Consider the following 21490-nt stretch of genomic DNA (forward strand, 5'->3'; position numbering starts at 1 on the left):
TCCTTTCATGGTAACAATCAGGGGCGGATCGGGCCCCAGGCAGGGTCTGAAGCATCAACGGGGGTCGGCAGGCGACGTTCGTTCTGGCCGGTCAGATCGACCTGCCAGATGCCCGAGCGCCCGGTGTTCCTTTCGGTGCGGAAGAACTGGATGATGCGGCCATTGGGGGCCCAGGTCGGGGCTTCATCCTGCCAGCCGCGGGTCAGCACGCGCATCCCGCCGCCGTTGGTGTTCATCACCGCGACGTTGAAATCGCCCGCGATCCGCGTGAAGGCGATCTGATCCCCGCGCGGGCTCCATTCCGGCGTGGCGCAGCGCCCGCCGAAGAAGCTGATGCGCTTCTGGTTCTTGCCATCCGCATCCATGACATAGCATTGCTGGCTGCCGGAACGGTCGCTTTCGAACACGATCTTGGAGCCATCGGGCGAGTAGCTGCCGCCCACGTCGATCCCCGGATTGTCGGTCAGCTTGATGCTGGCTCCGCCCGTGGCGGGCACGCGGTAGATGTCGGTATTCCCGGCCACGCCCATGGAATAGAGGATGTACTTGCCATCGGGTGACCAGCGCGGGGCGATGGTGGGGTTCTTGTTCTCGCTCACCAGCGTCTGCTTGCCGGTGCCGATGTCATAGACATAGATGCGCGGATTGCCGTCGACATAGCTGAGATAGAGGATCTTCGAATAGTCGGGCGAATAGCGCGGGGTGAGCGCGGTGGCGCTGCCCAGCGTCAGGAAGCGGTGGTTGGCCCCGTCGCTGTCCATCACCGCAAGGCGCTTCACGCGGCGATCCTTGGGGCCGGTTTCGGCGATATAAGCGATGCGGCTGTCGAAGAACGGGCTCTCGCCGGTGAGGCGGCTGAAGATGAGGTCCGAACACTTATGCGCCGCGCGTCGCCAATCGGCGGCGGCGACCACCCAGCCCTCACGCACCAGTTCATTCTTGAGCGCGACATCATAGAGGTAGCAGCCGACCACCAGCTTCCCGTCATCGCGCGCGCGGACATAGCCGTGCACCAGCATCTCCGCCCCGCGCCCGCCCCAGGTGTCGAAGGCCGGGGCGGTGATCTGGGTGAAGCCCGGCTGGGGCAGGCTGTCGGGGCCGACCGGCTTGAACAGGCCGTTGTTGCGCAGGTTGGCGGTGATCACGCGCGCCACCTCGCGCCCCAGCGCGCCGGTCCCGGCCTCGTTGGCGGGCGTGGCGCGCTCACGGTCCGTGGCGAAGGCGGGGATGGCGATGCCGATATCCTGCCATGCGCTTTCATCGGTGACGGTGAAGGAAATCCCCTCTTCCGCCTGCGCCTCAGAGGCATCGGTAGCGGCGCGTTCGACCGGGCCATCCTCACCGATGGGCGCGCCCAAATCCTGCGCCATGACGGACGCGGGGAAGGCGGCAGTGATAAGCAGGGCGGCAAGCAGAGCGGGTTTCATCGTGATGTATTCCTGTCAAAGCGAGCGCCCCGGACAGTCTTCCAGGCCTCGTAATACTCTTCGGGCAGATTGAACGGCGCGGCAAGCTGGACGGCGCGGATCGCGTTTTCGGCATGGCGCGCGGCCTGTGCGCGGTTGGAATCGTTGACGCCGCTTTGGCTGCGCACCCGCGGGCGGCCTTTGAGCGTACCATCGGGGTTGAGGTCGAAATCGACCAGGGTCACCAACAGGTCGACATCCACCCCCTGCGGCGCGGTCCAGTGCGGCTTGACCTGCCGGGCGAGCGCCTGGCCGATCGATGCCTTGGCCGCAGCGCCAATCTGCGCGGCGGGCGCGCGGGTTTCGGTGGTGGTGGTCGAGCTGCCCTTGCCTTCAAGGAAGTCGTCACCGATCCGGCTGCCGCCGCCGCTCCTGGTCGCCGGTTTGGCCGCCGTGGTTGCGGGCTTGGCCGGGGTGCGGTCGGGGCGGGAACGGTCGCGGGTCGGCGCGGGCTGGGTGGTGGCGGTGCGGGCCGTCGGCTTGGGCGGGGTCGGCACGGGCCGCGCGGCAGGCTCTGGTCTGGCCGCTTCGGGCGCGGGCGCGGGGTCGTCCGACAGCGTGGGCGCGATCGCAGCGCGGCTTTCGGGTACCGGATCGGGCGACGATGCTTCAAGCCCGACTGCGGGCGTCAGGCTCACTGTCATCCGTTCGGGGAAGACCGAGACTTCGCTGCGCACGGTCTGCATCAGCAGCACAGCCACCAGCGCGCCGTGCAGCACGACGGCAGCGGCAAGGCCGACCTTTTCGTCATTCCTGAGCGCGGTGTCTGCCATCCTGTCTTACCGCTATGGGGCCGAAACTGAACCGTCAGTGACTAACGAGATCGAAGTGAAGCCTGCACGGCCCAACTCACCCATAACCTGCATCACTCTGCCGTAATCAAGGCTACGATCACCGCGCAGCACGATCAGCGGCTGCTCTTCCCCGCGATCCAGCGCCTCCAGCGCTTCGGGAAAGCGCCCTGCGGCCACGGCTTCGTTCTCGACATAGATGATGCCACCTGCGTCGATCGAGATGGTGATCTGGTCGGGCTTTTCCTCCACCGGCGCGGCGCGGCTTTCGGGAAGTTCGATCGGCACGCCCACGGCGGGGAGCGTGACCGTGACCATGAAGATGATCAGCAGCACCAACATCACGTCGACCAGCGGCGTGACGTTGATCTCGGCCATCGCCGCGCGGCGCGAACGCTTGCCTTTGCGGCGGGAGGAGAGGTTCATTGCCATCGTTCACTTCTTCCCGTTCGTGTCGAGCGTCGTCGAGCCACTTGCTCGACGGCCTCTCGACTTCGCTCGAGGCGAACGGACGCTTTGGTTGCCCATCATACGCGATCCAATTCCCGGCTCAGCCCGGTGTGGAGCTTGTCGGCGAAGCGCTGGAGCACCGCCTCATACTGGTCCACCGCCCCGCCAAAGCGGTTATAGGCGATCACCGCAGGGATCGCGGCGAACAGGCCGATGGCGGTCGCGAACAGCGCCTCGGCGATACCGGGGGCGACCACCGCAAGGCTGGCGCTCTGCTGCGCGCCGATCTGGAAGAAGCTGTTCATGATCCCCCATACCGTGCCGAACAGGCCCACGAACGGGGCCACGGAACCGACCGTGGCGAGGAAATTCAGCCGTCCGGCCAGCGCGTCCGCTTCCTCGGCGATCTGGCTGTCCATCGCGGCAGCGATCCGCTGGCGGGTGGCGTCACGGTCGACCGGCTGCTTCGCGGTCGACTTGCGCCATTCGTCGAGTCCGGCGGCGGCGACCCGGGCGGCGGGGACTTCGCTGCGCACCTGCTTGGTGAGCAGTGCCTCACGGTCACGCAGTTCCCAGAATTCAGCCTCATAGGCGCGCGATTTCTTGCCGAGCGCGCCGATCCGCAGCGAGAAGGAGACGATGATCGTCCACACCCACACGCTCGCCAGCAGCAGGCCGACCATCACCGCCTGCACGATGATATCGGCCTGGAGGAACAGTTCGACCGGATCGAGCCGGGTCGGGGCAGTGGCAGCAGCAGCAGCGCTGAGCAGGGCAAACGTCACGGGTTCGGGTTTCCTTGGTTCATGAAATGAGCAAATGCCGCGCGCCATGCGGCAGGCTGGCGGCGGGGGCGACCGTCGAGGGTGATGAAGCCGACGCGCAGCTGCGCCTCGCACAGCATCTCGTCCCCGCGCCGGGCGATCTGGTGCATCCGGCACGACGCGGCACCCAGTTCGGTGCAGCGGGTTTCGATCACCACATCGTCATCGAGCTTGGCCGGGCGCCAATACTTGAGGTTCACCTCGGATAGCGCATAGGCGCCCTCGCCGCCTTCGATCGCCGCCCGCTGGTCGATCCCGAGCAGCCGCAGCAGATCGCTGCGCGCCCGTTCGAACCACCGCAGGTAATTGGCATGATAGGTGATCCCCGACAAATCGGTGTCCTCATAATAGACCCGCACGGCGTAAAGATGCCGCGCACCGTCAAGGATGCCGCCAGAAGGGTTAGGAGAGATCATAGCTGCCACCTAGCCGAGCGGGGAATCGCTGCAAAGGCCGCTGTTTGCGTTTTGTGGATGAACAGCAGTGGAACGGAGGCCGATCGCCTTTACCGCCGCGCGATCATCGGTCCCAGAGGCTGACCGCCGAAGATATGGACGTGCAGGTGCGGCACTTCCTGCCCGCCATGCGCGCCGATATTGGCCAGCAGACGGTAGCCGGGTTCGACCAGGCCCTTCATGCGCGCCACTTCGCCCACGGCGCGCACGAAACCGCCGATTTCGGCGTCCGACGCCTTGGCGCTGAAATCGTCCCAGCTGACATAACGGCCCTTGGGGATCACCAGCGTGTGGATCTCGGCCTGCGGGTTGATGTCCTCGAAGGCGAAGGCCCAGTCATCCTCATAGACCTTCTTCGAAGGGATTTCCCCGCGCAGAATGCGGGCGAAGATGTTGTTGTCGTCATAGGGCAGGGTCGGGTCGATCGGCATCAGTCTTGGCTCCGTGCGGCTTTCTCGGCGAGGCCGGACAGTCCCTCGCGGCGCTCGAGTTCGGCGAGGACTGCCTCCAGCGGCACGCCCTTTGCGGCGAGCAGCACCATGAGGTGGAAGAGGAGGTCGGCCGCCTCGCCCACCAGTTCCTGTGCGTCCCCGGCGAGCGCCGCGATCACGGTCTCGGTCGCCTCCTCACCCACTTTCTGGGCGATGGTCTTGAGCCCCTTGTGATGGAGTTTCGCCACATAGCTGTCCTCTGGTGAGGCGGTGAGGCGCTGGGCGATGGTCGCTTCGAGGCGGGTAAGGGTATCGGACACTTGGCGCTTTCTCGTCATTGCGAGGAGCCGCAGGCGACGCGGCAATCCAGAGCGTCTTGCGAGCCACTCTGGATTGCTTCGCTACGCTCGCAATGACGATAATTCAACCGCGCGCGGGCAAGCCCGCTGCTCGCAGGGCCGCGTGCGCTTCGGCGATGGTGTGGGTGCCGAAGTGGAAGATGCTCGCCGCCAGCACCGCGCTGGCGTGGCCCTTGGTTACGCCTTCCACCAGATGATCGAGGCTCCCCACGCCGCCGCTCGCGATCACCGGCACGCTGACGGCATCGGCAATCTCGCGGGTCAGCGCGAGATCGTATCCGCGCTGCGTGCCGTCGCCATCCATCGATGTGACGAGCAATTCGCCCGCGCCCAGATCGGCAACCTTCAGGGCATATTCCACCGCGTCGATCCCCGTCGGCTTGCGCCCGCCGTGGGTGAAGATTTCCCAGTTCCCGCGCGGCGTGCGGCGTGCATCGACGCTGGCGACCACGCACTGGCTCCCGAACTTCGCGGCAATCTCGCCCACCAGCTCCGGCCGGGCGACAGCCGCGCTGTTCACCGCGACCTTGTCCGCGCCCGCCAGCAGCAGCGCGCGTGCATCCTCGACGCTGCGCACCCCGCCGCCGACGGTCAGCGGCATGAAGCACACCTCCGCCGTCCGCCGCACCATATCGAGCAGCGTCCCGCGCCCTTCGTGGCTGGCGGAGATGTCGAGAAAGCACAGCTCATCCGCCCCCGCCGCATCATAGGCGCGCGCCTGCTCGACCGGATCGCCTGCGTCCTTCAGGTCGACGAAGTTCACGCCCTTCACCACGCGGCCATTGGCGACGTCGAGGCAGGGGATCACGCGGACGCGGACGGTCATCGGGCGGGGCTCAGAGTGACGGTCATTTCAGGCTCCTTGGGCGGGACGGGGGCATCGCGGGCGGCATGGATCGCGGCGGGCCACATGCAGCTCACAAAAAAGGCTGCAGCCATGCCGTAGACCAGACCGTTCTTGCCATAGCGCGGTGCAAGAAAGTGCTCGGCGGCGAGCGCCAGTCCCATAAAGACGATGATGTTGATCAGCGCGATCTCGACCGTCCCAATGGTCACCCCCGCAAGGAAGGTGAGGCACAGGAAGAGAAAGCCCATCAGGCGCATTCTGGTTATCCTCGGAGTGAAGCGGCCTGCGGGCGCCCGGTCGCGCTTGCGGTCGCTAAGGCGACCGGAATTTGTGCGGCAGCACGCTTCATGCCCGCGCGCCCATCGCGATTGCCGCAGCCAGATCGAGCCGCCCTTCATACAGCGCGCGTCCGGTGATGACGCCCTCGATCCCCTCATGCGCGTGGAGCGACAGGATATGGATGTCGTCCAGCCCCTTCACCCCGCCGCTGGCGATCACCGGAATGTCGACGCGGCGAGCAAGGTCGACCGTGGCTTCGATGTTCACGCCCTTCAAGAGGCCGTCGCGCCCAATATCGGTGAACAGCAGCGAAGCGACGCCTGCATCCTCGAACCGGCGGGCAAGATCGGTGACGGGAACGTCGGAGACCTCCGCCCAGCCTTCGGTCGCGACCATCCCGTCCTTCGCGTCCACCGCGACCACGATGCCGCCTTCCCATTCGCGCGCCATGTCCTTGACGAATTCGGGGTTCTTGAGCGCGGCGGACCCCATTACCACCCGCGCGACGCCGAGATTGAACCAGCCCTCCACCGCCGCTGCATCGCGGATGCCACCGCCCAGTTGGACATAGCCGGGGAAGGCTTCGATGATCGCTTCCACCGCGGCGCGGTTGCGGCTTTCGCCCGCGAAGCTGCCATCGAGGTCGACCACATGGAGGTGCTCTGCCCCGGCATCGGCGAAGATCATCGCCTGCGCGGCGGGATTATCGCCGTAGATCGTGGCGCGGTCCATGTCGCCTTCGGACAGGCGGACGACCTGACCGCCTTTGAGGTCGATGGCGGGGAAGATGATCAAGGGAACCACTCCAGAAAGCGCCGGAGCGTGGCGAGGCCATAGGCCTGGCTCTTTTCCGGGTGAAACTGCACACCGACGATATTGTCGCGGGCGACGGCGGCGACCAGCCCCTCGCCGTGGTCGGTCATTGCGGCGACATCATGCGGGTTGTCCGCCGCGAAGTGGTAGGAGTGGAGGAAATAGGCCTCTCCCTCCTCGATCACCGCAGAGCCTCGCGCATGAGGCAGCAGCGCGACATCGTTCCAGCCCATGTGCGGCACCTTGATCGCCGCATCGGACGGCTGGATCAGCCGCACCTCGCCGGGCACCCAGCCGAGGCCGGGGGTTTCGCCATGCTCCAGCCCACGATCGGCCAGCAATTGCATGCCCACACAGATGCCAAGGAACGGCGCGCCGCCGACGTGAACCCGCTCGGTCATGGCTTCGACCATGTGCGGGATGGCGCGCAGCCCTTCCGCGCAGGCCTTGAAGCTGCCAACGCCGGGCAGGACAATCCGGTCCGCCGCGCGCACGACATAGGGATCGGCGGTCACCGTCACCTCCGCCCCGGCCGCCTTCAAGGCATTGTGCACCGAGTGAAGATTGCCCGCGCCGTAATCCACGAGCGCGACCACCTCAACCACCAAACGCCTCCAGCCCCGGCCCGACAAAGCGCGGGGTCCACTGGATGATGGCGAGGTCAGCCAATTTGTGGAGCATGAACGGGTCGCTCATCAACAGCGCCTCGGCCTCGGCGCGGCTCGCAGCCTTGACGAAGATCAGCCCGCCATCGCGCGGCTCGCGCGGGCCCCAGGCGAGGAAATGCCCTGCCTCGTGCCCAGCCTTGAGCCATGCGAGGTGATCGGCCAGCACGGCGTCGATCTGTTCGATCGGGACAGTGTAGGTCAGCGACGCGATGAAGATGCTAGCCACCCAGCTGCCCCTTGGTGCTCGGGATCGCGCTGCCCTTGCGCGGGTCGCGTTCCACCGCCTGCCGCATGGCGCGGGCAAAGCCCTTGTACAGGCTCTCGCAGATGTGGTGATTGTTGCTGCCGTAAAGCAGTTCCATGTGCAGCGTGATGCCCGCGCTCTGACTGACCGAATGGAACCAGTGCTCGATCAGCTCGGTATCCCATTCGCCGAGCTTTTCCTGCGTGAACTTCGCTTTCCACACCAGGAAAGGCCGCCCGGAAATGTCCAGCGCGACACGGCTCAGCGTCTCGTCCATCGGCGAATAGGCCGCACCATATCGGCCGATCCCGGCCTTGTCGCCGAGGGCCTGCGCAATCGCCTGCCCCAGCGCAATCGCCGAATCTTCGGTGGTGTGGTGCTGATCGACATGCAGGTCGCCCCGCACCTTCATCGTCACATCGATCAGCGAATGGCGGCTGAACTGTTCGACCATGTGATCGAGGAACCCGATCCCGGTCGACACATCATAGGCGCCCGTCCCGTCGAGATTGACGTGGATGGCGATTGCGGTTTCAGTGGTGTTGCGCTCTATCGTGCCGGTTCGCATGAGGCTCCCTATAGGCACACTGGCCCCGGCGACAAGTCCACATGCCGCTTGCCCGCACATGGCACGCAAGATAGCGTCGGGTCTCGGCAGAGCACGGGAACGGGGGTTCGGTGATGGAAACGGCATCGCGGCGGCGAGGGCGAAGCGCGTTTTTCCTCGGCTTGGCGGGTGCGCTGACGGTTACCGCGCTGGTGGGCTTTGCCCGCAGCTTCTATCTTCAGCCGCTGTTCGACGCACCGCCGCTCACCACACTGCTGATCGTGCATGGCGTGGCCGCGACGGCGTGGTTCGCCACGCTGACCGCGCAGGCAGTGCTGGCGCGGCGCGGACAGATCGGCTTGCACCGCACAGTGGGGACATGGGGCTGGCTGGTGGCACTGACCGTCGCGCTGTCGGCGGTCGCGATTATCGTCACCACCGCGACCGACGGGGTCAAGACAACCAGCGGGTTGCCGGAATCGGTCGGGATGTTCCTCCAGATCGGCTCGGTCAGCTGGTTTTCGGGGCTGGTGCTGCTCGCATGGCGCAACACGCGGCGGCCCGATTATCACAAGCGCCTGATCGCGATGGCGACGATCGCCATGATGGCGCCGGTCTTTGCGCGCATTTCCCGATTGTTCCGCGATGGTGGACCGCCGCCGTTTGATTCCGCCTATGCCGCCAGTGTGTTCATCGCTGCGCTGGCGTGGCATGACTGGCGCACCCTTGGCCGACTGCATCCGGTGACGCTGTTGGCGGGCGGTGGATACCTCGCCTTTGTCGCAGTGCGGATGCCGATTGCCCGGTCCGAAGTCTGGAACCAGACCATCGTTCCCGTCCTGATCGGTGGATAAGCTGAGCAATTCTGCGCTTGACCAAGCCCGCGCGCAGCGTCACCAATCCGCACGTGATGACCAGCGACACACCCGACAGCCTGATCCCCTATGACGAGATCGTGCAGGAAGCCCTGCGCGCTGTGGTTGGCCGAGTCCTTGGCTCGATCGTGAGTGGCGGCGGGATGCTGCCGGGCACGCATCACTTCTACATCACCTTCAAGACCGGAGCGCCGGGGGTATCGATCCCGCCGCACCTGCGCGAACGCTTCCCCGACGAGATGACCATCGTGCTCCAGAACAAATTCTGGGACCTTGAGGTCTTCCCGCACAGTTTCACGGTCAGCCTCACCTTCAATCAGGTGCCGGCGAAGTTGCAGATCCCCTTTGCGGCGATCACAGCTTTCGTCGATCCGGCGGTTGATTTCGGCCTCCAGTTCCAGGCCGCGGTGGAGGAGCTTGAGCCCGAAGCCCACGAAGACGCCGAAAATGACGGACCGGACACCGATCCCGATGGCTCGAACGTGGTCAGCATTGATTTCGGGCGCAAGAAGTAGGCCCGATGGCGCGGAGCAAGGGGGCGATCAAGGGCAGGCGCGGCAAACCCGCAGCTGCGCGATCCGCTGATCCTGTCGCCACGAACAAGCCTGCTGCGACCGGGCCCGGTGGCCTGCCGCTGCCCAGTCCGGTGGCCAGCACCAATCTCGTGATCGCTGACATCGTCTTGCGCGCCGCTGGCGGAATGCTGCGCAACCGGATGGAGCGCGGGCTGCTGGTGAAGAGCTATGACAAGGCCAAGGCCGACAAGCTGGTCGACGGGCGCGGATTGGCCACCAGTGTCGCCCTGTGGGGGGCAAGCCACCTGGCGCGCCGCTCGCCCCTCGGGCTTGCGGTGGTGGCAGGCGGGTTGGCGGCCAAGGTGTTCTACGACCGGGGCAAGCGGCTCGAAGCAAAGCGCAAGGCGCGCAAGGCGCCCACCGGCGGATCCTGATCCCCGCCTGATTTGCACGCCTCTTGATTATCGGGGGCGTGTTGGTGCAACGGGGCCTATGGGCGAAACCTCACACCACGCAGACGACACGCTCCATCGCCGGGGCCTGATGTTCATCCTCTCCTCGCCGTCAGGCGCAGGCAAGACGACGCTGTCGCGGATGCTGCTGGCCAAGGATGCCGAGATCAAGCTCTCGGTCTCGGCCACCACCCGCGCGCCGCGCCCGAACGAGGTCGATGGGGTGCATTACCACTTCGTCTCAGAGGCCGAATTCGACCGGATGGTCGAAGAAGACGATTTCTACGAATGGGCCCACGTCTTCGGTCACCGCTATGGCACGCCCAAGGGCAAGATTCGCGCCGCGTTGAAGGAAGGGCAGGACTTCCTGTTCGATATCGATTGGCAGGGCACCCAGCAGCTCTACCAGAAAGATCAGCAGGACGTGGTGCGGGTGTTCATCCTGCCACCCTCGATCGATGAGCTGCACCGCCGGCTCAAAGGCCGCGCGACCGACAGTACCGAGGTCATCAACGCCCGCATGGAGCGCGCCCGCGCCGAGATCAGCCACTGGGACGGTTATGATTACGTGATCATCAATGATGATGTGAACCTGTGCTTCGACAAGGTCCACGCCATCCTCGAAGCCGAACGCATGAAGCGCGCGCGTCAGACCGGGCTTATCCCGTTTGTGCGCGGCTTGATGGGCTGACTGCTGACCGCAGGCTGCAGCGCCGTTTGTCGCAATTGTGATAAAGCGGTCGCAAATGTCATATATCTGACACTCAACCGACATATCCGCGCCTCGCAGCCAGCTTATTGTGAGCGGGCACATTGCGAAAGCGGTAGTTCATGTCCCGCCCTTCCTTCGGCCTCGCCGCCCGCCTGATCACTGCCAGTCTGCTCGCCAGCACTTGCGTCCCGGCAATGGCGCAGACCGATTCGCCCGCCGGCTCGCAAGCGCCCGATCAGGCGGCCACCATCGCCGATCTTCAACGTCAGATTGATGAATTGAAGGCGATGGTCAGCGCGCTGCAAGCGACTCAGCCCGCGCCTTCGCCTGGCCCGGCACCGATTGCAGCGGCCGCGCCCGCACCTGCCCAGCCCGCGCCGGTCAGCGCCCCGCCCGCGCCGGAAGCGATCCCGCTCGCCGCGGCCACGCCCAAGCCCAAGCGCGAAGCGTGGTACGAAAAACTGCGCCTGCGCGGCTACACCCAGATGCGGTTCAACCAGATCGTCTCGGGCGATGCCGACGCGCCCGCCGGGGTTTCCCGCCTGCGCTCGATCCACGATAGCGCGGTGAACGGCGACAGCAATTTCACCTTCCGCCGGATGCGACTGGTGCTGCAAGGCGACCTCAACGAGCACGTCTCGCTCTACTTCCAGCCCGACTTTGCCGCCGCCGTCTCCAACCAGTCGGTCGGCGAACGGCGGGAGGGCACGGTGTCCCTGCGCGATATGTATGCCGATGTCTTCCCGACCGGCGACAAATCGTTCCGCATCCGCCTCGGCCAGTCAAAGGTGCCCTATGGATGGGAGAACATGCAGTCCTCCTCCAACCGCCTTGCGCTGGACCGCACCGATGCGATCAACTCGGCGGCTGCTGGCGAGCGTGATCTCGGGATCGTCGCCTATTACACCCCGCCGCGGGTGCAGGCGATCTGGGACCGGCTGGCCGATGACGGGCAGAAGCTCTTCGGCAATTACGGCGCCTTCGGGTTCGGCGTGTTCAACGGGCAAGGCCTCAATCGCACCGAGACCGATAATGACCTGATGGCGGTCGCACTGGCGACCTGGCCGTTCGAGCTCGACGGTCTGGGCCTGAATGGTCAGGTGTTCGAGATCGGCGGATCGGTGATGCGCAACACCATCCGCCCGGAAATCCGCACCGGCGGGGTGAGCCCGGTGGGTTTCAAGGACAACCGCGTCAACCTGCACGCGATCCTCTACCCCCAGCCCTTCGGCGTTCAGGCGGAATGGAACTGGGGCACGGGGCCGGAATTCGTTCCCGCCACCGGCCGGATCGAAGAGCGCCCGATAGACGGCGGCTATGTGCAGGTGATGGCCAAGATCGACGAAACGCCGATCGGCACGATCCACCCCTTCGCCCGCTGGCAATATTACCGCGGCGGTTTCAAGGCGGCGATCAACGCGCCGCGTCTGGAGACCGAGGAGTTGGAACTCGGCCTCGAATTCCAGATCGACCCGGCGCTCGAGATCACCACCACCTATGGCTGGGCGTCACGCAAGGAGGCCGATGAGCGGCGCTTCGGGCAGGCCGAAGGGCAGATCCTGCGCGTGCAGGCGCAGTGGAACTACTGAGCAGGCCTACTGATCCGGGTCGCTGACGCCGGGAGATTCCGGCGGAACTTCGTCGGGACCGCGACCGGGCTCGTCGATATCGGGCGGCGTGGGTTCGGTTTCGTCGGGCGTGGGCGGAAATGGCTCGCTGGGCTGCGGCGGCGTTTCCACCGGCGGCGCGGTGGGTTCGACCGTATCAGGCGTGGGCGTGGGTACTGTGGCCATGGGTGGTCTCCGCTCAGTCGGACTGTGCACACTGCATCCACGGTCCCGAATACCAACCGTGCCGTCACGCAGCGCGGCCCGCTCTATTCTAGTATAGCCGACGCCGAATTAGAAGGGCCGGAGGATCGCTCCCCCGGCCCCCGTGCCCGGCGCTGAAGGGTGGCTCAGTGTCCGCCCGAAGGATCGGCGAAGTGGCTTGGGAGGTGGGCGTTGACGACGCCGCCATCGACCGTCAGCGTTTCGCCCACCACATAATCGCCCGCGCGGCTGCACAGGTAGATCGCGGCGGCGGCCATGTCTTCGGCGGTGCCGATGCGCTTGGCCGGGATACCCGAAGCGCTGGCGTCGGGCGCGTCCTTGGCGGCCTTGTTCATCTCCGACGGGAAAGCGCCGGGCGCGATGGAGGACACCACGATATTGTCCTGGATCAGCCGCGCCGCCATGCGCCGGGTAAGCTGGATCACCGCCGCCTTCGACGCCTGATAGGCATAGGTCTCCCACGGGTTGATCCGCTGCCCGTCGATCGAGGAGACGTGGATCACCTTGGCCGGATGGCCCTGCTTGCCGCCAGCGACCAGCAGATCGTGCAGCTTTTGGGTCAGGAAGAACGGGGTCTTGACGTTCAAATCCATCGTGCGGTGCCAGCCGGCTTCCGAAAATTCGAGATAAGGCTGACCCCACGCCGCGCCCGCATTGTTGATGAGGATGTCGAGATGGCTCTCGCGCGCCTTCAGTTCATTGGCGAGGCTGACCATGCCGTCCATCTGGCTGAGATCGGCGGGGATACCGATCACCCGGTCCGCGCCAAACTGGTCGATGGTGTCCTGCATCTGGTCACGCTTGCGCGCCGAGATATAGACCCGCGCGCAGCCCGCCGCGAGCAGGCCCTCGACGAACATTTTGCCGATCCCGCGACTCCCGCCGGTGACAAGGGCGACGCGGCCTTCGAGGCTGAAAAGTGATTGAATGTCCATTTCGAATCTCTCCGTCTTCCCGGGCTTGACCCGGGATCCCGCTCACTTCTTGCCCGCCGCGGTAGAATAGCGGGGCCCCGGGTCAAGCCCGGGGCGGGGGCATGATCAATACCCGCTCAATTCCGCCACGCGGTTGGCGTGGAAATAGGCATCGCCGAGGAACTCCGCCAAAGCGCGGTCGCGCTTCATGTAGAGGCCGATGTCGTATTCGTCGGTCATGCCGATGCCGCCGTGCATCTGGACGCCTTCCTGCACCGCAAGTCGCGCGGTCTTCGCAACCTTGGCCTTGGCGACGCTGGCCATCAGATCGGCGCTCGGGGCCCCTGCATCGAGCAATTGCTGCGCCTTGATGGTCGCGGCGCGGGCGATTTCGACTTCGGAATAGAGGTGGCTGGCGCGGTGCTGGAGCGCCTGGAACTCGCCGATCAGCTTCCCGAACTGCTTGCGCTGCTTGAGGTAATCAACGGTCATGTCCATCGCGCCCCGGGCGACGCCGACGCCTTCCGCCGCCGCGCCGACCCGGCCTGCCATCAGCATCGCATCGAGCACAGCGCGCCCGCCGTCGATCTCGCCGATCACCGCATCGCCGTCCAATTCGACACTATCGAGACGCGTATGAGTCGCCATCGAACTGTCAACCAGGCGCACATGATCATGCGACAACCCGGCAGCATCCTTGGGCACCGCGAAGAGGGTGATCCCGTCGGTGTCCTCGTCCGATCCCGACGTGCGCGCAGCGACCACGATCATGTCGGCGCTACCGCCATGAATGACAAAGCTCTTGGCGCCCGACAGCTTGAACCCGTTCCCCGACCTTTCGGCGCGGGTCGTGATACGGCTGGGGCGGTGCTTGGCCGTCTCGTCGATGGCGACCGCGAAGACACTGTCGCCCGCGATCAAGCCCGGCAGGTAGCGGCCCTTCATATCGTCCGAGCCGTGCTTCAGCGCGGTCGCGGCCAGCACGGATGAGGTCAGGAACGGCGAGGGCGTCAGATTGCGGCCGATTTCCTCGAGCACGATCCCCGCTTCGACATGGCCCATGCCGAGCCCGCCGTTGGCCTCGTCCACCAGCATCCCGGTGAAGCCCATTTCGGCCATCTGCTTCCACAGGCCATGGCCGAAGCCGTCCTTACAGTTGCGGTCGCGCCAGTGGCGCAGCTGCTTGGCGATATTGCCTTCCTCGGCGATGAACCCGCGCGCGGTGTCGGCGAGCATCGCCTGATCTTCGTTGTGATACAGGGGCATTGGTTTTCCCTCTCCAAATTCGTCACCCCCGCTCCGGGCTTGACCCGGGGCCCCGCTATCTCGCCGATGGAGCAAAGGCAGCGGGGTCCCGGGTCAAGCCCGGGACGGGGTGGTTCTCGTTCTAAATCACGCCCCCGGCAGATCGAGGATGCGCTTGGCGATTACGTTGAGCATCACCTCGCTCGTGCCGCCCTCGATCGAGTTCGCCTTGGTCCGCAGCCAGCTGCGCGACGGCTTGCCGCCTTCGGTTTCCTCGCTGTCCCATTCCAGGCTGCGCGAACCGCCGACCGCCATCATCAGCTCATGCCGGCGCTTGTTGAGCTCGGTCCCGGCATATTTCATCATGTTGGGCTGCGCGGGGTGCGCCTTGCCGACCTTGATCTCGTCGAGGAACTTCTCACCCATCGCGGCATAGGCCAGCGCGTCGACATCGAACATCGCCAGCTCGGCGCGCAGCACCGGGTCAAGCTCATCGCCGAGCTTGGCCGAATGTCGCTTCATCGCCGCGCCGATTGCCGCCTGCCGCTCGCCGCCATCCGCGCCCGAGATCATCTCGCGCTCATGGCCGAGCAGGTACTTGGCGACATCCCAGCCGCGGTTGATCTGCCCCACATAGGCCGGGCAATCCTCGCCATAGGACTTGGGCACCTTCACGTTGTCGAAGAAGGTTTCGCAGAAGGGCGAAGAGCCGCTGATCAGCAGGATCGGCTTGGTCGACACCCCTTCGCTCGCCATGTCGTAGAGCATGAAGGTGATGCCCTTGTACTTGTCGTTCTTGTCGGTGCGGACGAGGCAGAAGATCCAGTCGGCCTGATCGGCGTAACTCGTCCAGATCTTCTGGCCGTTGACGATCCAGTGATCGCCCTTGTCCTCGCCGAAGGTCTGAAGGCTCACGAGGTCGCTGCCCGAGCCCGGCTCCGAATAGCCCTGGCACCAGCGGATTTCCCCGCGCGCGATTTCATTGAGGAAGCGCTGCTTCTGGCCCTCGGTGCCGAAATGCAGCAGCGCCGGGCCGAGCATCCAGATGCCGAAGGACGAGAGCGGCGGGCGCGCGTTGATGCGGCCCATTTCCTCGCGCAGCACCTTGGCTTCGGCCGGGGAAAGCCCCGCGCCGCCATATTCCTTGGGCCATGCCGGCACGGTGTAGCCCTTGGCGACGCAGGCCTCGAGCCACGCCTTCTGCGCATCGTTCTTGAAGGTGGCCCGGCGGCCGCCCCAATAGATATCGCTTTCGTCACGCACGGGCTCGCGCATCTCCGCCGGACAGTTCGCCTCCAGCCATGCGCGGGTTTCGCTGCGGAATGTCTCCAGATCAGCCATCGGCCGAGTCTCCTCTCTCGTGTCTCTCACTTGACGCTTACGTTAGTGGCATTTGAAGGGCCCTCGCAAGGGCTCATCGCAGGGTCCGCCATGCCGTAGCGTCAGACCGGACGCGATTGACGACCGGCGCAATCGGTCTAGGTTCGAAACCGAAGTAGGAGAGAGAAATTGGCCGGATTCGGCGGTTTGCCTGACCCTTGGGACAGGCACGGATGAGCACGATGACAGGGCCGCTGCCGTGGCGGCTCAAACTGATGCACGGGTTCGGCGCGGTCGCCTTCGGCGTGAAGGACGGCGGCTTTTCGTTCTTCCTTTTGCCGTTCTACAACCTTGTTCTGGGGGTGGATGCCGGGATCGTCGGCGCGGCGCTGGCGACGGCGCTGGTGGTCGATGCGCTGGCCGATCCGCTGATCGGGCACTTGTCCGACCGCACCTATACCCGCTGGGGCCGCCGCCTGCCGTGGCTCTATCTCGCCCCCATCCCGCTGGCGCTGATGTGGGCGCTGCTGTGGTCGCCGCCTTTCACGGGCGTTCCGACCTATTGGGAGATCGTCATGCTGGCGGTTGGCGTGCGGCTGCTGCTGTCAGCCTGCGAGGTGCCCTCGATCAGCATGGTGCCCGAAATCACTGCCGATTATGTCGAGCGCACCACGCTGTTCCGCTACCGTTTCCTGTCAGGCTGGGTTGGCGGGCTGACAATGTCCGTGCTGGCCTTCACCGTGTTCCTGCCGACCCCGGAATCGCAATTGCAACCTGATGGCTATGCCGTGTTCGGCATGGTCGGCGCGGTGGTGATGCTGGTTTCGGTGATCGGATCGGCTGCCGGACAACACCCCTATGTCGCGCGCCTGCCCGACACGGCCCCGCCGCCGTTCTCGCTGCGGCTGGCCTTTGCCGACATCTTCGACGCCTTCCGCGAGCGTGCCTTCGTGATCTTCGCGTTCGGTGCTCTGGCCGCCTATATCAGTCAGGGCGTGACGCTCTCGATCACGCTCTATGTCATCCGTTATGTGTGGCAGTTCAGCGAGCTGGCGTTCAAGCTCTACCCGCTGGCACTGGGCCTGTCGGTGGTGGCGATGTTCCTGCTGGTCGGCCCGCTGCACCGCCGCTTTGGCAAGCCGTTGAGCGGCGCGGGCGGCGCTTTGGCTGCGCTTGCCATCGCCGGGACGCCCTATGTCCTCTACCTTGTCGGCTTCTGGCCGGAGACCGGCGGAGCGCTTTCGACCATCCTGTTCATGGCCTTCATGGTGACCGCCAATACGGCGGGGGTTGTGTCGATCATTTCGGCAACGTCGATGGTGGCCGAGATTGTCGAGGCCTTCGAGGAGCGCACCGGAAAGCGCGCGGAAGGCACCTTCTACGCCGGCAACTGGCTGATCCAGAAGTCAGCGACGGGCGGGGGCATTCTGCTCACCAGTCTGATTGTCGAAACCATCGGGCTTGAACCCGGCACCGCACAGGCCGCCGTCGCCCCCGATGTGGTCGCCAATCTGGCGTTGGCCTACCTGTTGGTGACCGCTGTGCTGGCGCTGACAGCGGCGTTCTGGCTCGCCCGCTTCCCGATCACCCGCGCCGATCACGAAGCGCGCATCGCCGCGCGGATATCGGGTGAGCGTGCCCTTGCCACAGGGGCTCCGCCGCACAAATGAGAGCTTGGCTGGCGGACAAGGCTCTGCCACGGTCAACCCAAGAGTCGATTTCGAACAAGGACGAGAGGAACCCCCCATGGATTTCGAACCCACCGAAAGGCAGGCCTATTGGCGTGACCGCGTGCGCGATTTCATCGAGACGCACGTGCGCCCCAATCATCATGTCTACAAGGCGCAGGACGCCGAGGGTGATCGCTGGAAGGTGATCCCGATCGTCGAGGAGACCAAGGCCAAGGCCAAGGCGGCGGGCATCTGGAACCTGTTCATGCCGCCGCGCAATGACAGCCACCACCATGTCGACGACACCTTCGATTTCGAGGGTCCGGGCCTCACCAACCTCGAATATGCGCTGTGCGCCGAGGAAATGGGCCGCATCGGCTGGGCGAGCGAGGTGTTCAACTGCTCCGCGCCCGATACCGGCAATATGGAGGTGTTCCACCGCTACGGCACGCGCGAGCAGAAGGAAGAGTGGCTCCGCCCGCTGATGAACGGCGAGATCCGTTCGGCCTTCCTGATGACCGAGCCCTACACCGCCTCCTCCGACGCCACGAACATCGAGACCCGGATCGAGCGCGACGGCGATCATTACGTGATCAACGGGCGCAAGTGGTGGTCGAGCGGCCTCGGCGATCCGCGCTGCAAGGTCGCGATCGTGATGGGCAAGACCGATTTCTCGGCCCAGCGTCACGCGCAGCAATCGATGGTGCTGATGCCGATCGACAGCCCCGGCGTGAACATCATCCGGCACCTGCCCGTCTTCGGCTATGACGATGCCCCGCACGGGCACATGGAAGTCGAGATGGTCAACGTGCGCGTCCCCGTCTCGAACATGCTGCTCGGCGAAGGGCGCGGGTTTGAGATCGCGCAGGGCCGCCTCGGGCCGGGCCGCATCCACCACTGCATGCGCACCATCGGCGTCGCCGAAGAGGCGCTCGCCAAGATGTGCCGCCGCTTGCAGGAGCGCGAGGCGTTCGGCAAGCCGGTCTACAAGCACTCGGTCTGGGAAGAGCGCGTGGCGCGCGCCCGCATCGATATCGACATGACCCGCCTGCTCTGCCTCAAGGCGGCCGACATGATGGACAAGGTCGGCAACAAGGCGGCGAAGCAGGAAATCGCGATGATCAAGGTGCAGGCGCCGAACATGGCGCTCAAGATCATCGACGATGCGATCCAGGCGCACGGCGGCGGCGGGGTTTCGGCGGATTACGGCCTTGCCGAGGCCTATGCCCACCAGCGCACCCTGCGTCTGGCGGATGGACCGGACGAGGTCCACGCCCGCTCGATCGCGCACATGGAGTTCGCCAAGCACGCGCCGGTCCCCGGCCCGACGGCGAATGCCTTGCGCGGCAACCACGGGCGCGCGGCCAATGACGGCCAGAGCTTCAGCTCGGGCGACATGGGCGTGGCGCGTTAAGCGAACCTCCCCCTCCTCTTCAGAGGAGGGGGTCGGGGGGTGGTGGCGCGGGCCGAAGGCACTCGCGCGTGCCGCAAGGCACCACCCCGCTGCGACTAGGCCCGGATCAAGTCCGGGCCTAGTCTCGCGGCCCTCCTCTCACGAGGAGGGCGGAACAGGGAGAACATCATTGGCAAAAGCCGCCATTCTCGAAGCCCCCGGCCAGGGCCTTCGCATCGCCGACGTCACCTATGCCGAGCCCGGCCCGCACGAGGTCCTGATCGACACCAAGGCCTGCGGGCTGTGCCATTCGGACCTGCATTTCATCGACGGGCATTACCCCCACGCCCTGCCCGCGATTCCGGGGCATGAGGCGGCGGGGATCGTGCGCGCGGTGGGGAGCGAGGTGCGCACCGTGAAGCCCGGCGATCATGTGGTCTCCTGCCTTTCGGCCTTCTGCGGGCATTGCGAGTTCTGCGTCACGGGCCGCATGGCGCTGTGCCTTGGCGGGGACACCCGCCGCCAGAAGGGCGACGGCGCACGCATCAGCTTCATCGACGGCGCCCCGGTGAACCAGATGCTCAACCTCTCGGCCCTGTCCGAGCAGATGCTGATCCATGAACACGCCTGCGTTTCCATCGACAAGGACATGCCGTTCGACCGCGCCGCTCTGCTCGGCTGTGCGGTGACGACCGGCGCGGGGACGATCTTCAACGCCTGCAAGGTCACCCCGGGCGAAACCGTGCTGGTGGTCGGCTGCGGCGGGGTAGGCCTCGCGGTGATCAACGCTGCCAAGATCGCAGGGGCCAGCAAGATCATCGCCGCCGACCCGCTCCCCGAAAAGCGCGAACTGGCGAAGGTGCTGGGCGCGACCCACACGGTCGACGCGCTGGCCGACGATGCCGCCAAGCAGATCATCGCGATTGCGGGCGGCGGGGTCGATTGGGGGATCGAGGCGGTGGGCCGTCAGGCTTCCGCCGATCTGGCGGTCGCTTCGCTCAAGCGCGGTGGCACGGCGGTGATCCTCGGCATGATGCCACTCGACTGCAAGGTCGGCCTCGGCGCGATGGATCTGCTCGGCGGCAAGAAGCTGATGGGCGCGATCATGGGGATGAACCACTTCCCGGTCGATCTGCCGCGCCTTGTCGACTTCTACCTGCGCGGGTTGCTCGATCTCGACACGATCATCGCCGAGCGGATCACGCTCGATCAGGTGAACGAAGGCTTCAACACGATGCGCGCCGGGCACTCTGCGCGCACGGTGGTGGTGTTTGACTGATGGATATTGATTTCGACACGGAAATGGTCGGCACGGTCGAAGTGACCGAGAAGGACGCGCTCGACCTTGCCAGCCTCACCGCATGGTTCGAAGCCCATGTCGAAGGCTTCGCAGGCCCGATCAGCTACACCAAGTTCAAGGGCGGCCAGTCGAACCCGACCTACCGGATCGACACCCCCGGCGCCTCCTACGTTTTGCGCCGCCAGCCCTTCGGCAAGCTGCTCCCGTCGGCCCATGCGGTCGGCCGCGAATATGCGGCGATGACGGGCCTCTATCCCACCGGCTTCCCCGTGCCGCGCACCTATGGCCTGTGCGAAGACCCCGAGGTGATCGGCTCCAAGTTCTTCGTGATGAGCATGGCCGATGGCCGCTCGCTGTGGAACGGCGCGCTGCCCGGCCTTTCGCCGGAGGAGCGCCGCGCGCATTACCACGCGCTGATCGACACCATGGCCGAGCTGCACCTGCGCGAACCCGACAAGATCGGCATGGGCGACTATGGCAAGCCGACCGATTATTGCGCGCGCCAGATCGCCCGCTGGACCAAGCAGTACAAGCTGTCCGAAACCGAGCTGATGCCGGAAATGGAGCGCCTCATCGAATGGCTGCCGCAGACCATTCCGCCGCAGCATGGCTCGTCCGTGGTGCATGGCGACTACCGGCTCGACAATGTGATCTTCCACAAAACCGAGCCGAAGATCATCGCGGTGCTCGATTGGGAGCTGTCGACGCTGGGCGATCCGATTGCCGATTTCAGCTACCTGATGCTCAACTGGCATAACCCCGCCGATGGCCGCGCGGGGCTGCTGGGGCTGGATATCGAGGCGCTCGGCATTCCCTCGCAAGATGAAGCGGTGGAGCGTTATGTGGCGCGCACCGGCTTCCCCGTGCCGCCGATGGATTGGTATTTCGCCTATAACCTGTTCCGCCTCGCCGGGATCATGCAGGGCATCAAGAAGCGCGTGATCGACGGCACTGCTTCCAGCGCCCATGCGCAGGCGATGAGCGAACGGGTACGCCCGCTGGCAGAGCGGGCTTACGAGTTCGCCATTGCTGCGGGAATGGATCCCTGAGCTGTTCCCACGCGCAGTCGCTTGCGGGCCGGCGTGCTG

The 21490-nt window shown here is 65.5% G+C and carries 26 protein-coding genes; 9 read left to right on the forward strand and 17 right to left on the reverse strand.

The window, feature by feature from the left end; all coding sequences use genetic code 11:
- Positions 1 to 17: 17 nt before the first annotated feature.
- The 13 genes from tolB to hisB form a co-directional block, all read right to left on the reverse strand.
- Positions 18 to 1427 (reverse strand): Tol-Pal system beta propeller repeat protein TolB, encoded by a 1410-nt coding sequence (gene tolB / locus ACLBKT_RS10705; protein WP_410182904.1) that lies wholly within the window; start codon positions 1425 to 1427, stop codon positions 18 to 20.
- Positions 1424 to 2239, reverse strand: a complete 816-nt coding sequence (locus tag ACLBKT_RS10710) for an energy transducer TonB (RefSeq protein WP_410182905.1) — start codon at positions 2237 to 2239, stop codon at positions 1424 to 1426. Before ACLBKT_RS10710 ends, tolB begins: the two co-directional genes overlap by 4 nt.
- A 12-nt stretch (positions 2240 to 2251) precedes the next feature.
- The gene (locus ACLBKT_RS10715) at positions 2252 to 2689 is read right to left on the reverse strand and encodes an ExbD/TolR family protein (RefSeq protein ID WP_410182906.1); all 438 of its coding nucleotides are present in this window, start codon (positions 2687 to 2689) and stop codon (positions 2252 to 2254) included.
- Between the two features lie 95 nt (positions 2690 to 2784).
- On the reverse strand, positions 2785 to 3492 hold the full coding sequence (tolQ, locus tag ACLBKT_RS10720) for a protein TolQ (RefSeq protein ID WP_410182907.1): 708 nt from the start codon (positions 3490 to 3492) through the stop codon (positions 2785 to 2787).
- Positions 3489 to 3947, reverse strand: coding sequence for a YbgC/FadM family acyl-CoA thioesterase (locus tag ACLBKT_RS10725; RefSeq protein ID WP_410182908.1), 459 nt, complete (start codon positions 3945 to 3947; stop codon positions 3489 to 3491). The genes tolQ and ACLBKT_RS10725 overlap by 4 nt, the downstream gene beginning before the upstream one ends.
- 89 nt (positions 3948 to 4036) lie before the next feature.
- Positions 4037 to 4417 carry a histidine triad nucleotide-binding protein gene (locus ACLBKT_RS10730; RefSeq protein ID WP_410182909.1) on the reverse strand — a complete coding sequence of 127 codons (381 nt, stop codon included), beginning with the start codon at positions 4415 to 4417 and terminating at the stop codon, positions 4037 to 4039.
- Positions 4417 to 4755, reverse strand: a complete 339-nt coding sequence (locus tag ACLBKT_RS10735) for a phosphoribosyl-ATP diphosphatase (protein ID WP_410182910.1) — start codon at positions 4753 to 4755, stop codon at positions 4417 to 4419. Before ACLBKT_RS10735 ends, ACLBKT_RS10730 begins: the two co-directional genes overlap by 1 nt.
- Positions 4756 to 4840: 85 nt before the next feature.
- Positions 4841 to 5602, reverse strand: coding sequence for an imidazole glycerol phosphate synthase subunit HisF (gene hisF, locus ACLBKT_RS10740; RefSeq protein ID WP_410182911.1), 762 nt, complete (start codon positions 5600 to 5602; stop codon positions 4841 to 4843).
- The gene (locus ACLBKT_RS10745; RefSeq protein WP_410182912.1) at positions 5599 to 5880 is read right to left on the reverse strand and encodes a hypothetical protein; all 282 of its coding nucleotides are present in this window, start codon (positions 5878 to 5880) and stop codon (positions 5599 to 5601) included. The genes hisF and ACLBKT_RS10745 overlap by 4 nt, the downstream gene beginning before the upstream one ends.
- A gap of 88 nt (positions 5881 to 5968) precedes the next feature.
- Positions 5969 to 6697: a 1-(5-phosphoribosyl)-5-[(5-phosphoribosylamino)methylideneamino]imidazole-4-carboxamide isomerase gene (gene hisA, locus ACLBKT_RS10750; RefSeq protein WP_410182913.1), complete on the reverse strand. Its 729-nt coding sequence runs from the start codon at positions 6695 to 6697 to the stop codon at positions 5969 to 5971.
- Complete coding sequence (gene hisH / locus ACLBKT_RS10755) at positions 6694 to 7320, reverse strand: imidazole glycerol phosphate synthase subunit HisH (RefSeq protein ID WP_410182914.1); 627 nt, start codon at positions 7318 to 7320, stop codon at positions 6694 to 6696. Before hisH ends, hisA begins: the two co-directional genes overlap by 4 nt.
- Positions 7313 to 7609, reverse strand: coding sequence for a YciI family protein (locus tag ACLBKT_RS10760; RefSeq protein ID WP_410182915.1), 297 nt, complete (start codon positions 7607 to 7609; stop codon positions 7313 to 7315). The genes hisH and ACLBKT_RS10760 overlap by 8 nt, the downstream gene beginning before the upstream one ends.
- Positions 7602 to 8195: an imidazoleglycerol-phosphate dehydratase HisB gene (gene hisB, locus ACLBKT_RS10765; RefSeq protein ID WP_410182916.1), complete on the reverse strand. Its 594-nt coding sequence runs from the start codon at positions 8193 to 8195 to the stop codon at positions 7602 to 7604. Before hisB ends, ACLBKT_RS10760 begins: the two co-directional genes overlap by 8 nt.
- 113 nt (positions 8196 to 8308) lie before the next feature.
- Here hisB and ACLBKT_RS10770 point away from each other — a divergent pair, with 113 nt between their 5' ends.
- The 5 genes from ACLBKT_RS10770 (at position 8309) to ACLBKT_RS10790 (ending at position 12317) form a co-directional block, all read left to right on the forward strand.
- Positions 8309 to 9028 (forward strand): hypothetical protein, encoded by a 720-nt coding sequence (locus tag ACLBKT_RS10770; RefSeq protein WP_410182917.1) that lies wholly within the window; start codon positions 8309 to 8311, stop codon positions 9026 to 9028.
- A gap of 56 nt (positions 9029 to 9084) precedes the next feature.
- Entirely contained in the window at positions 9085 to 9564 is a 480-nt protein-coding gene (locus ACLBKT_RS10775) for an SspB family protein (protein WP_410183679.1), read from the forward strand.
- Between the two features lie 5 nt (positions 9565 to 9569).
- On the forward strand, positions 9570 to 9998 hold the full coding sequence (locus tag ACLBKT_RS10780) for a hypothetical protein (RefSeq protein WP_410182918.1): 429 nt from the start codon (positions 9570 to 9572) through the stop codon (positions 9996 to 9998).
- Between the two features lie 58 nt (positions 9999 to 10056).
- Positions 10057 to 10707 carry a guanylate kinase gene (gene gmk / locus ACLBKT_RS10785; RefSeq protein WP_410182919.1) on the forward strand — a complete coding sequence of 217 codons (651 nt, stop codon included), beginning with the start codon at positions 10057 to 10059 and terminating at the stop codon, positions 10705 to 10707.
- A 215-nt stretch (positions 10708 to 10922) separates the two neighbouring features.
- Positions 10923 to 12317, forward strand: a complete 1395-nt coding sequence (locus ACLBKT_RS10790; RefSeq protein ID WP_410183680.1) for a porin — start codon at positions 10923 to 10925, stop codon at positions 12315 to 12317.
- 6 nt (positions 12318 to 12323) lie between these two features.
- On the opposite strand, the gene ACLBKT_RS10795 is transcribed toward ACLBKT_RS10790, so the two are convergent.
- The 4 genes from ACLBKT_RS10795 to ACLBKT_RS10810 all read right to left on the reverse strand — a co-directional run bounded on the left by ACLBKT_RS10795 (position 12324) and on the right by ACLBKT_RS10810 (position 16060).
- Positions 12324 to 12521, reverse strand: a complete 198-nt coding sequence (locus ACLBKT_RS10795; protein WP_410182920.1) for a hypothetical protein — start codon at positions 12519 to 12521, stop codon at positions 12324 to 12326.
- A gap of 164 nt (positions 12522 to 12685) precedes the next feature.
- Positions 12686 to 13495, reverse strand: a complete 810-nt coding sequence (locus ACLBKT_RS10800) for an SDR family oxidoreductase (protein WP_410182921.1) — start codon at positions 13493 to 13495, stop codon at positions 12686 to 12688.
- Positions 13496 to 13600: 105 nt separating this feature from the next.
- Positions 13601 to 14740 carry an acyl-CoA dehydrogenase family protein gene (locus ACLBKT_RS10805; protein WP_410182922.1) on the reverse strand — a complete coding sequence of 380 codons (1140 nt, stop codon included), beginning with the start codon at positions 14738 to 14740 and terminating at the stop codon, positions 13601 to 13603.
- 126 nt (positions 14741 to 14866) lie between these two features.
- Positions 14867 to 16060, reverse strand: a complete 1194-nt coding sequence (locus tag ACLBKT_RS10810) for an acyl-CoA dehydrogenase family protein (protein WP_410182923.1) — start codon at positions 16058 to 16060, stop codon at positions 14867 to 14869.
- A 221-nt stretch (positions 16061 to 16281) separates the two neighbouring features.
- Between ACLBKT_RS10810 and ACLBKT_RS10815 the strand changes: the two genes are divergently transcribed.
- The 4 genes from ACLBKT_RS10815 to ACLBKT_RS10830 all read left to right on the forward strand — a co-directional run bounded on the left by ACLBKT_RS10815 (position 16282) and on the right by ACLBKT_RS10830 (position 21451).
- Entirely contained in the window at positions 16282 to 17709 is a 1428-nt protein-coding gene (locus tag ACLBKT_RS10815; protein ID WP_410182924.1) for an MFS transporter, read from the forward strand.
- A 76-nt stretch (positions 17710 to 17785) separates the two neighbouring features.
- Positions 17786 to 19123 carry an acyl-CoA dehydrogenase family protein gene (locus tag ACLBKT_RS10820; RefSeq protein ID WP_410182925.1) on the forward strand — a complete coding sequence of 446 codons (1338 nt, stop codon included), beginning with the start codon at positions 17786 to 17788 and terminating at the stop codon, positions 19121 to 19123.
- A 169-nt stretch (positions 19124 to 19292) separates the two neighbouring features.
- Complete coding sequence (locus ACLBKT_RS10825) at positions 19293 to 20381, forward strand: Zn-dependent alcohol dehydrogenase (protein ID WP_410182926.1); 1089 nt, start codon at positions 19293 to 19295, stop codon at positions 20379 to 20381.
- Positions 20381 to 21451, forward strand: coding sequence for a phosphotransferase family protein (locus ACLBKT_RS10830; protein WP_410182927.1), 1071 nt, complete (start codon positions 20381 to 20383; stop codon positions 21449 to 21451). Before ACLBKT_RS10825 ends, ACLBKT_RS10830 begins: the two co-directional genes overlap by 1 nt.
- Positions 21452 to 21490: the final 39 nt, after the last annotated feature.

Source organism: Erythrobacter sp. W302b, from assembly GCF_046452395.1.
GTDB lineage: Bacteria > Pseudomonadota > Alphaproteobacteria > Sphingomonadales > Sphingomonadaceae > Erythrobacter.

Bases quoted from the DNA above. Each gene is read 5' to 3' on its own strand.
- tolB (WP_410182904.1), bottom strand. From the start codon at position 1,427: ATGAAACCCGCTCTGCTTGCCGCCCTGCTTATCACTGCCGCCTTCCCC.
- ACLBKT_RS10710 (WP_410182905.1), bottom strand. From the start codon at position 2,239: ATGGCAGACACCGCGCTCAGGAATGACGAAAAGGTCGGCCTTGCCGCT.
- ACLBKT_RS10715 (WP_410182906.1), bottom strand. From the start codon at position 2,689: ATGGCAATGAACCTCTCCTCCCGCCGCAAAGGCAAGCGTTCGCGCCGC.
- ACLBKT_RS10725 (WP_410182908.1), bottom strand. From the start codon at position 3,947: ATGATCTCTCCTAACCCTTCTGGCGGCATCCTTGACGGTGCGCGGCAT.
- ACLBKT_RS10730 (WP_410182909.1), bottom strand. From the start codon at position 4,417: ATGCCGATCGACCCGACCCTGCCCTATGACGACAACAACATCTTCGCC.
- ACLBKT_RS10735 (WP_410182910.1), bottom strand. From the start codon at position 4,755: ATGACGAGAAAGCGCCAAGTGTCCGATACCCTTACCCGCCTCGAAGCG.
- hisF (WP_410182911.1), bottom strand. From the start codon at position 5,602: ATGACCGTCCGCGTCCGCGTGATCCCCTGCCTCGACGTCGCCAATGGC.
- ACLBKT_RS10745 (WP_410182912.1), bottom strand. From the start codon at position 5,880: ATGCGCCTGATGGGCTTTCTCTTCCTGTGCCTCACCTTCCTTGCGGGG.
- hisB (WP_410182916.1), bottom strand. From the start codon at position 8,195: ATGCGAACCGGCACGATAGAGCGCAACACCACTGAAACCGCAATCGCC.
- ACLBKT_RS10770 (WP_410182917.1), top strand. From the start codon at position 8,309: ATGGAAACGGCATCGCGGCGGCGAGGGCGAAGCGCGTTTTTCCTCGGC.
- ACLBKT_RS10775 (WP_410183679.1), top strand. From the start codon at position 9,085: ATGACCAGCGACACACCCGACAGCCTGATCCCCTATGACGAGATCGTG.
- ACLBKT_RS10780 (WP_410182918.1), top strand. From the start codon at position 9,570: ATGGCGCGGAGCAAGGGGGCGATCAAGGGCAGGCGCGGCAAACCCGCA.
- gmk (WP_410182919.1), top strand. From the start codon at position 10,057: ATGGGCGAAACCTCACACCACGCAGACGACACGCTCCATCGCCGGGGC.
- ACLBKT_RS10790 (WP_410183680.1), top strand. From the start codon at position 10,923: ATGGCGCAGACCGATTCGCCCGCCGGCTCGCAAGCGCCCGATCAGGCG.
- ACLBKT_RS10795 (WP_410182920.1), bottom strand. From the start codon at position 12,521: ATGGCCACAGTACCCACGCCCACGCCTGATACGGTCGAACCCACCGCG.
- ACLBKT_RS10800 (WP_410182921.1), bottom strand. From the start codon at position 13,495: ATGGACATTCAATCACTTTTCAGCCTCGAAGGCCGCGTCGCCCTTGTC.
- ACLBKT_RS10805 (WP_410182922.1), bottom strand. From the start codon at position 14,740: ATGCCCCTGTATCACAACGAAGATCAGGCGATGCTCGCCGACACCGCG.
- ACLBKT_RS10810 (WP_410182923.1), bottom strand. From the start codon at position 16,060: ATGGCTGATCTGGAGACATTCCGCAGCGAAACCCGCGCATGGCTGGAG.
- ACLBKT_RS10815 (WP_410182924.1), top strand. From the start codon at position 16,282: ATGACAGGGCCGCTGCCGTGGCGGCTCAAACTGATGCACGGGTTCGGC.
- ACLBKT_RS10820 (WP_410182925.1), top strand. From the start codon at position 17,786: ATGGATTTCGAACCCACCGAAAGGCAGGCCTATTGGCGTGACCGCGTG.
- ACLBKT_RS10830 (WP_410182927.1), top strand. From the start codon at position 20,381: ATGGATATTGATTTCGACACGGAAATGGTCGGCACGGTCGAAGTGACC.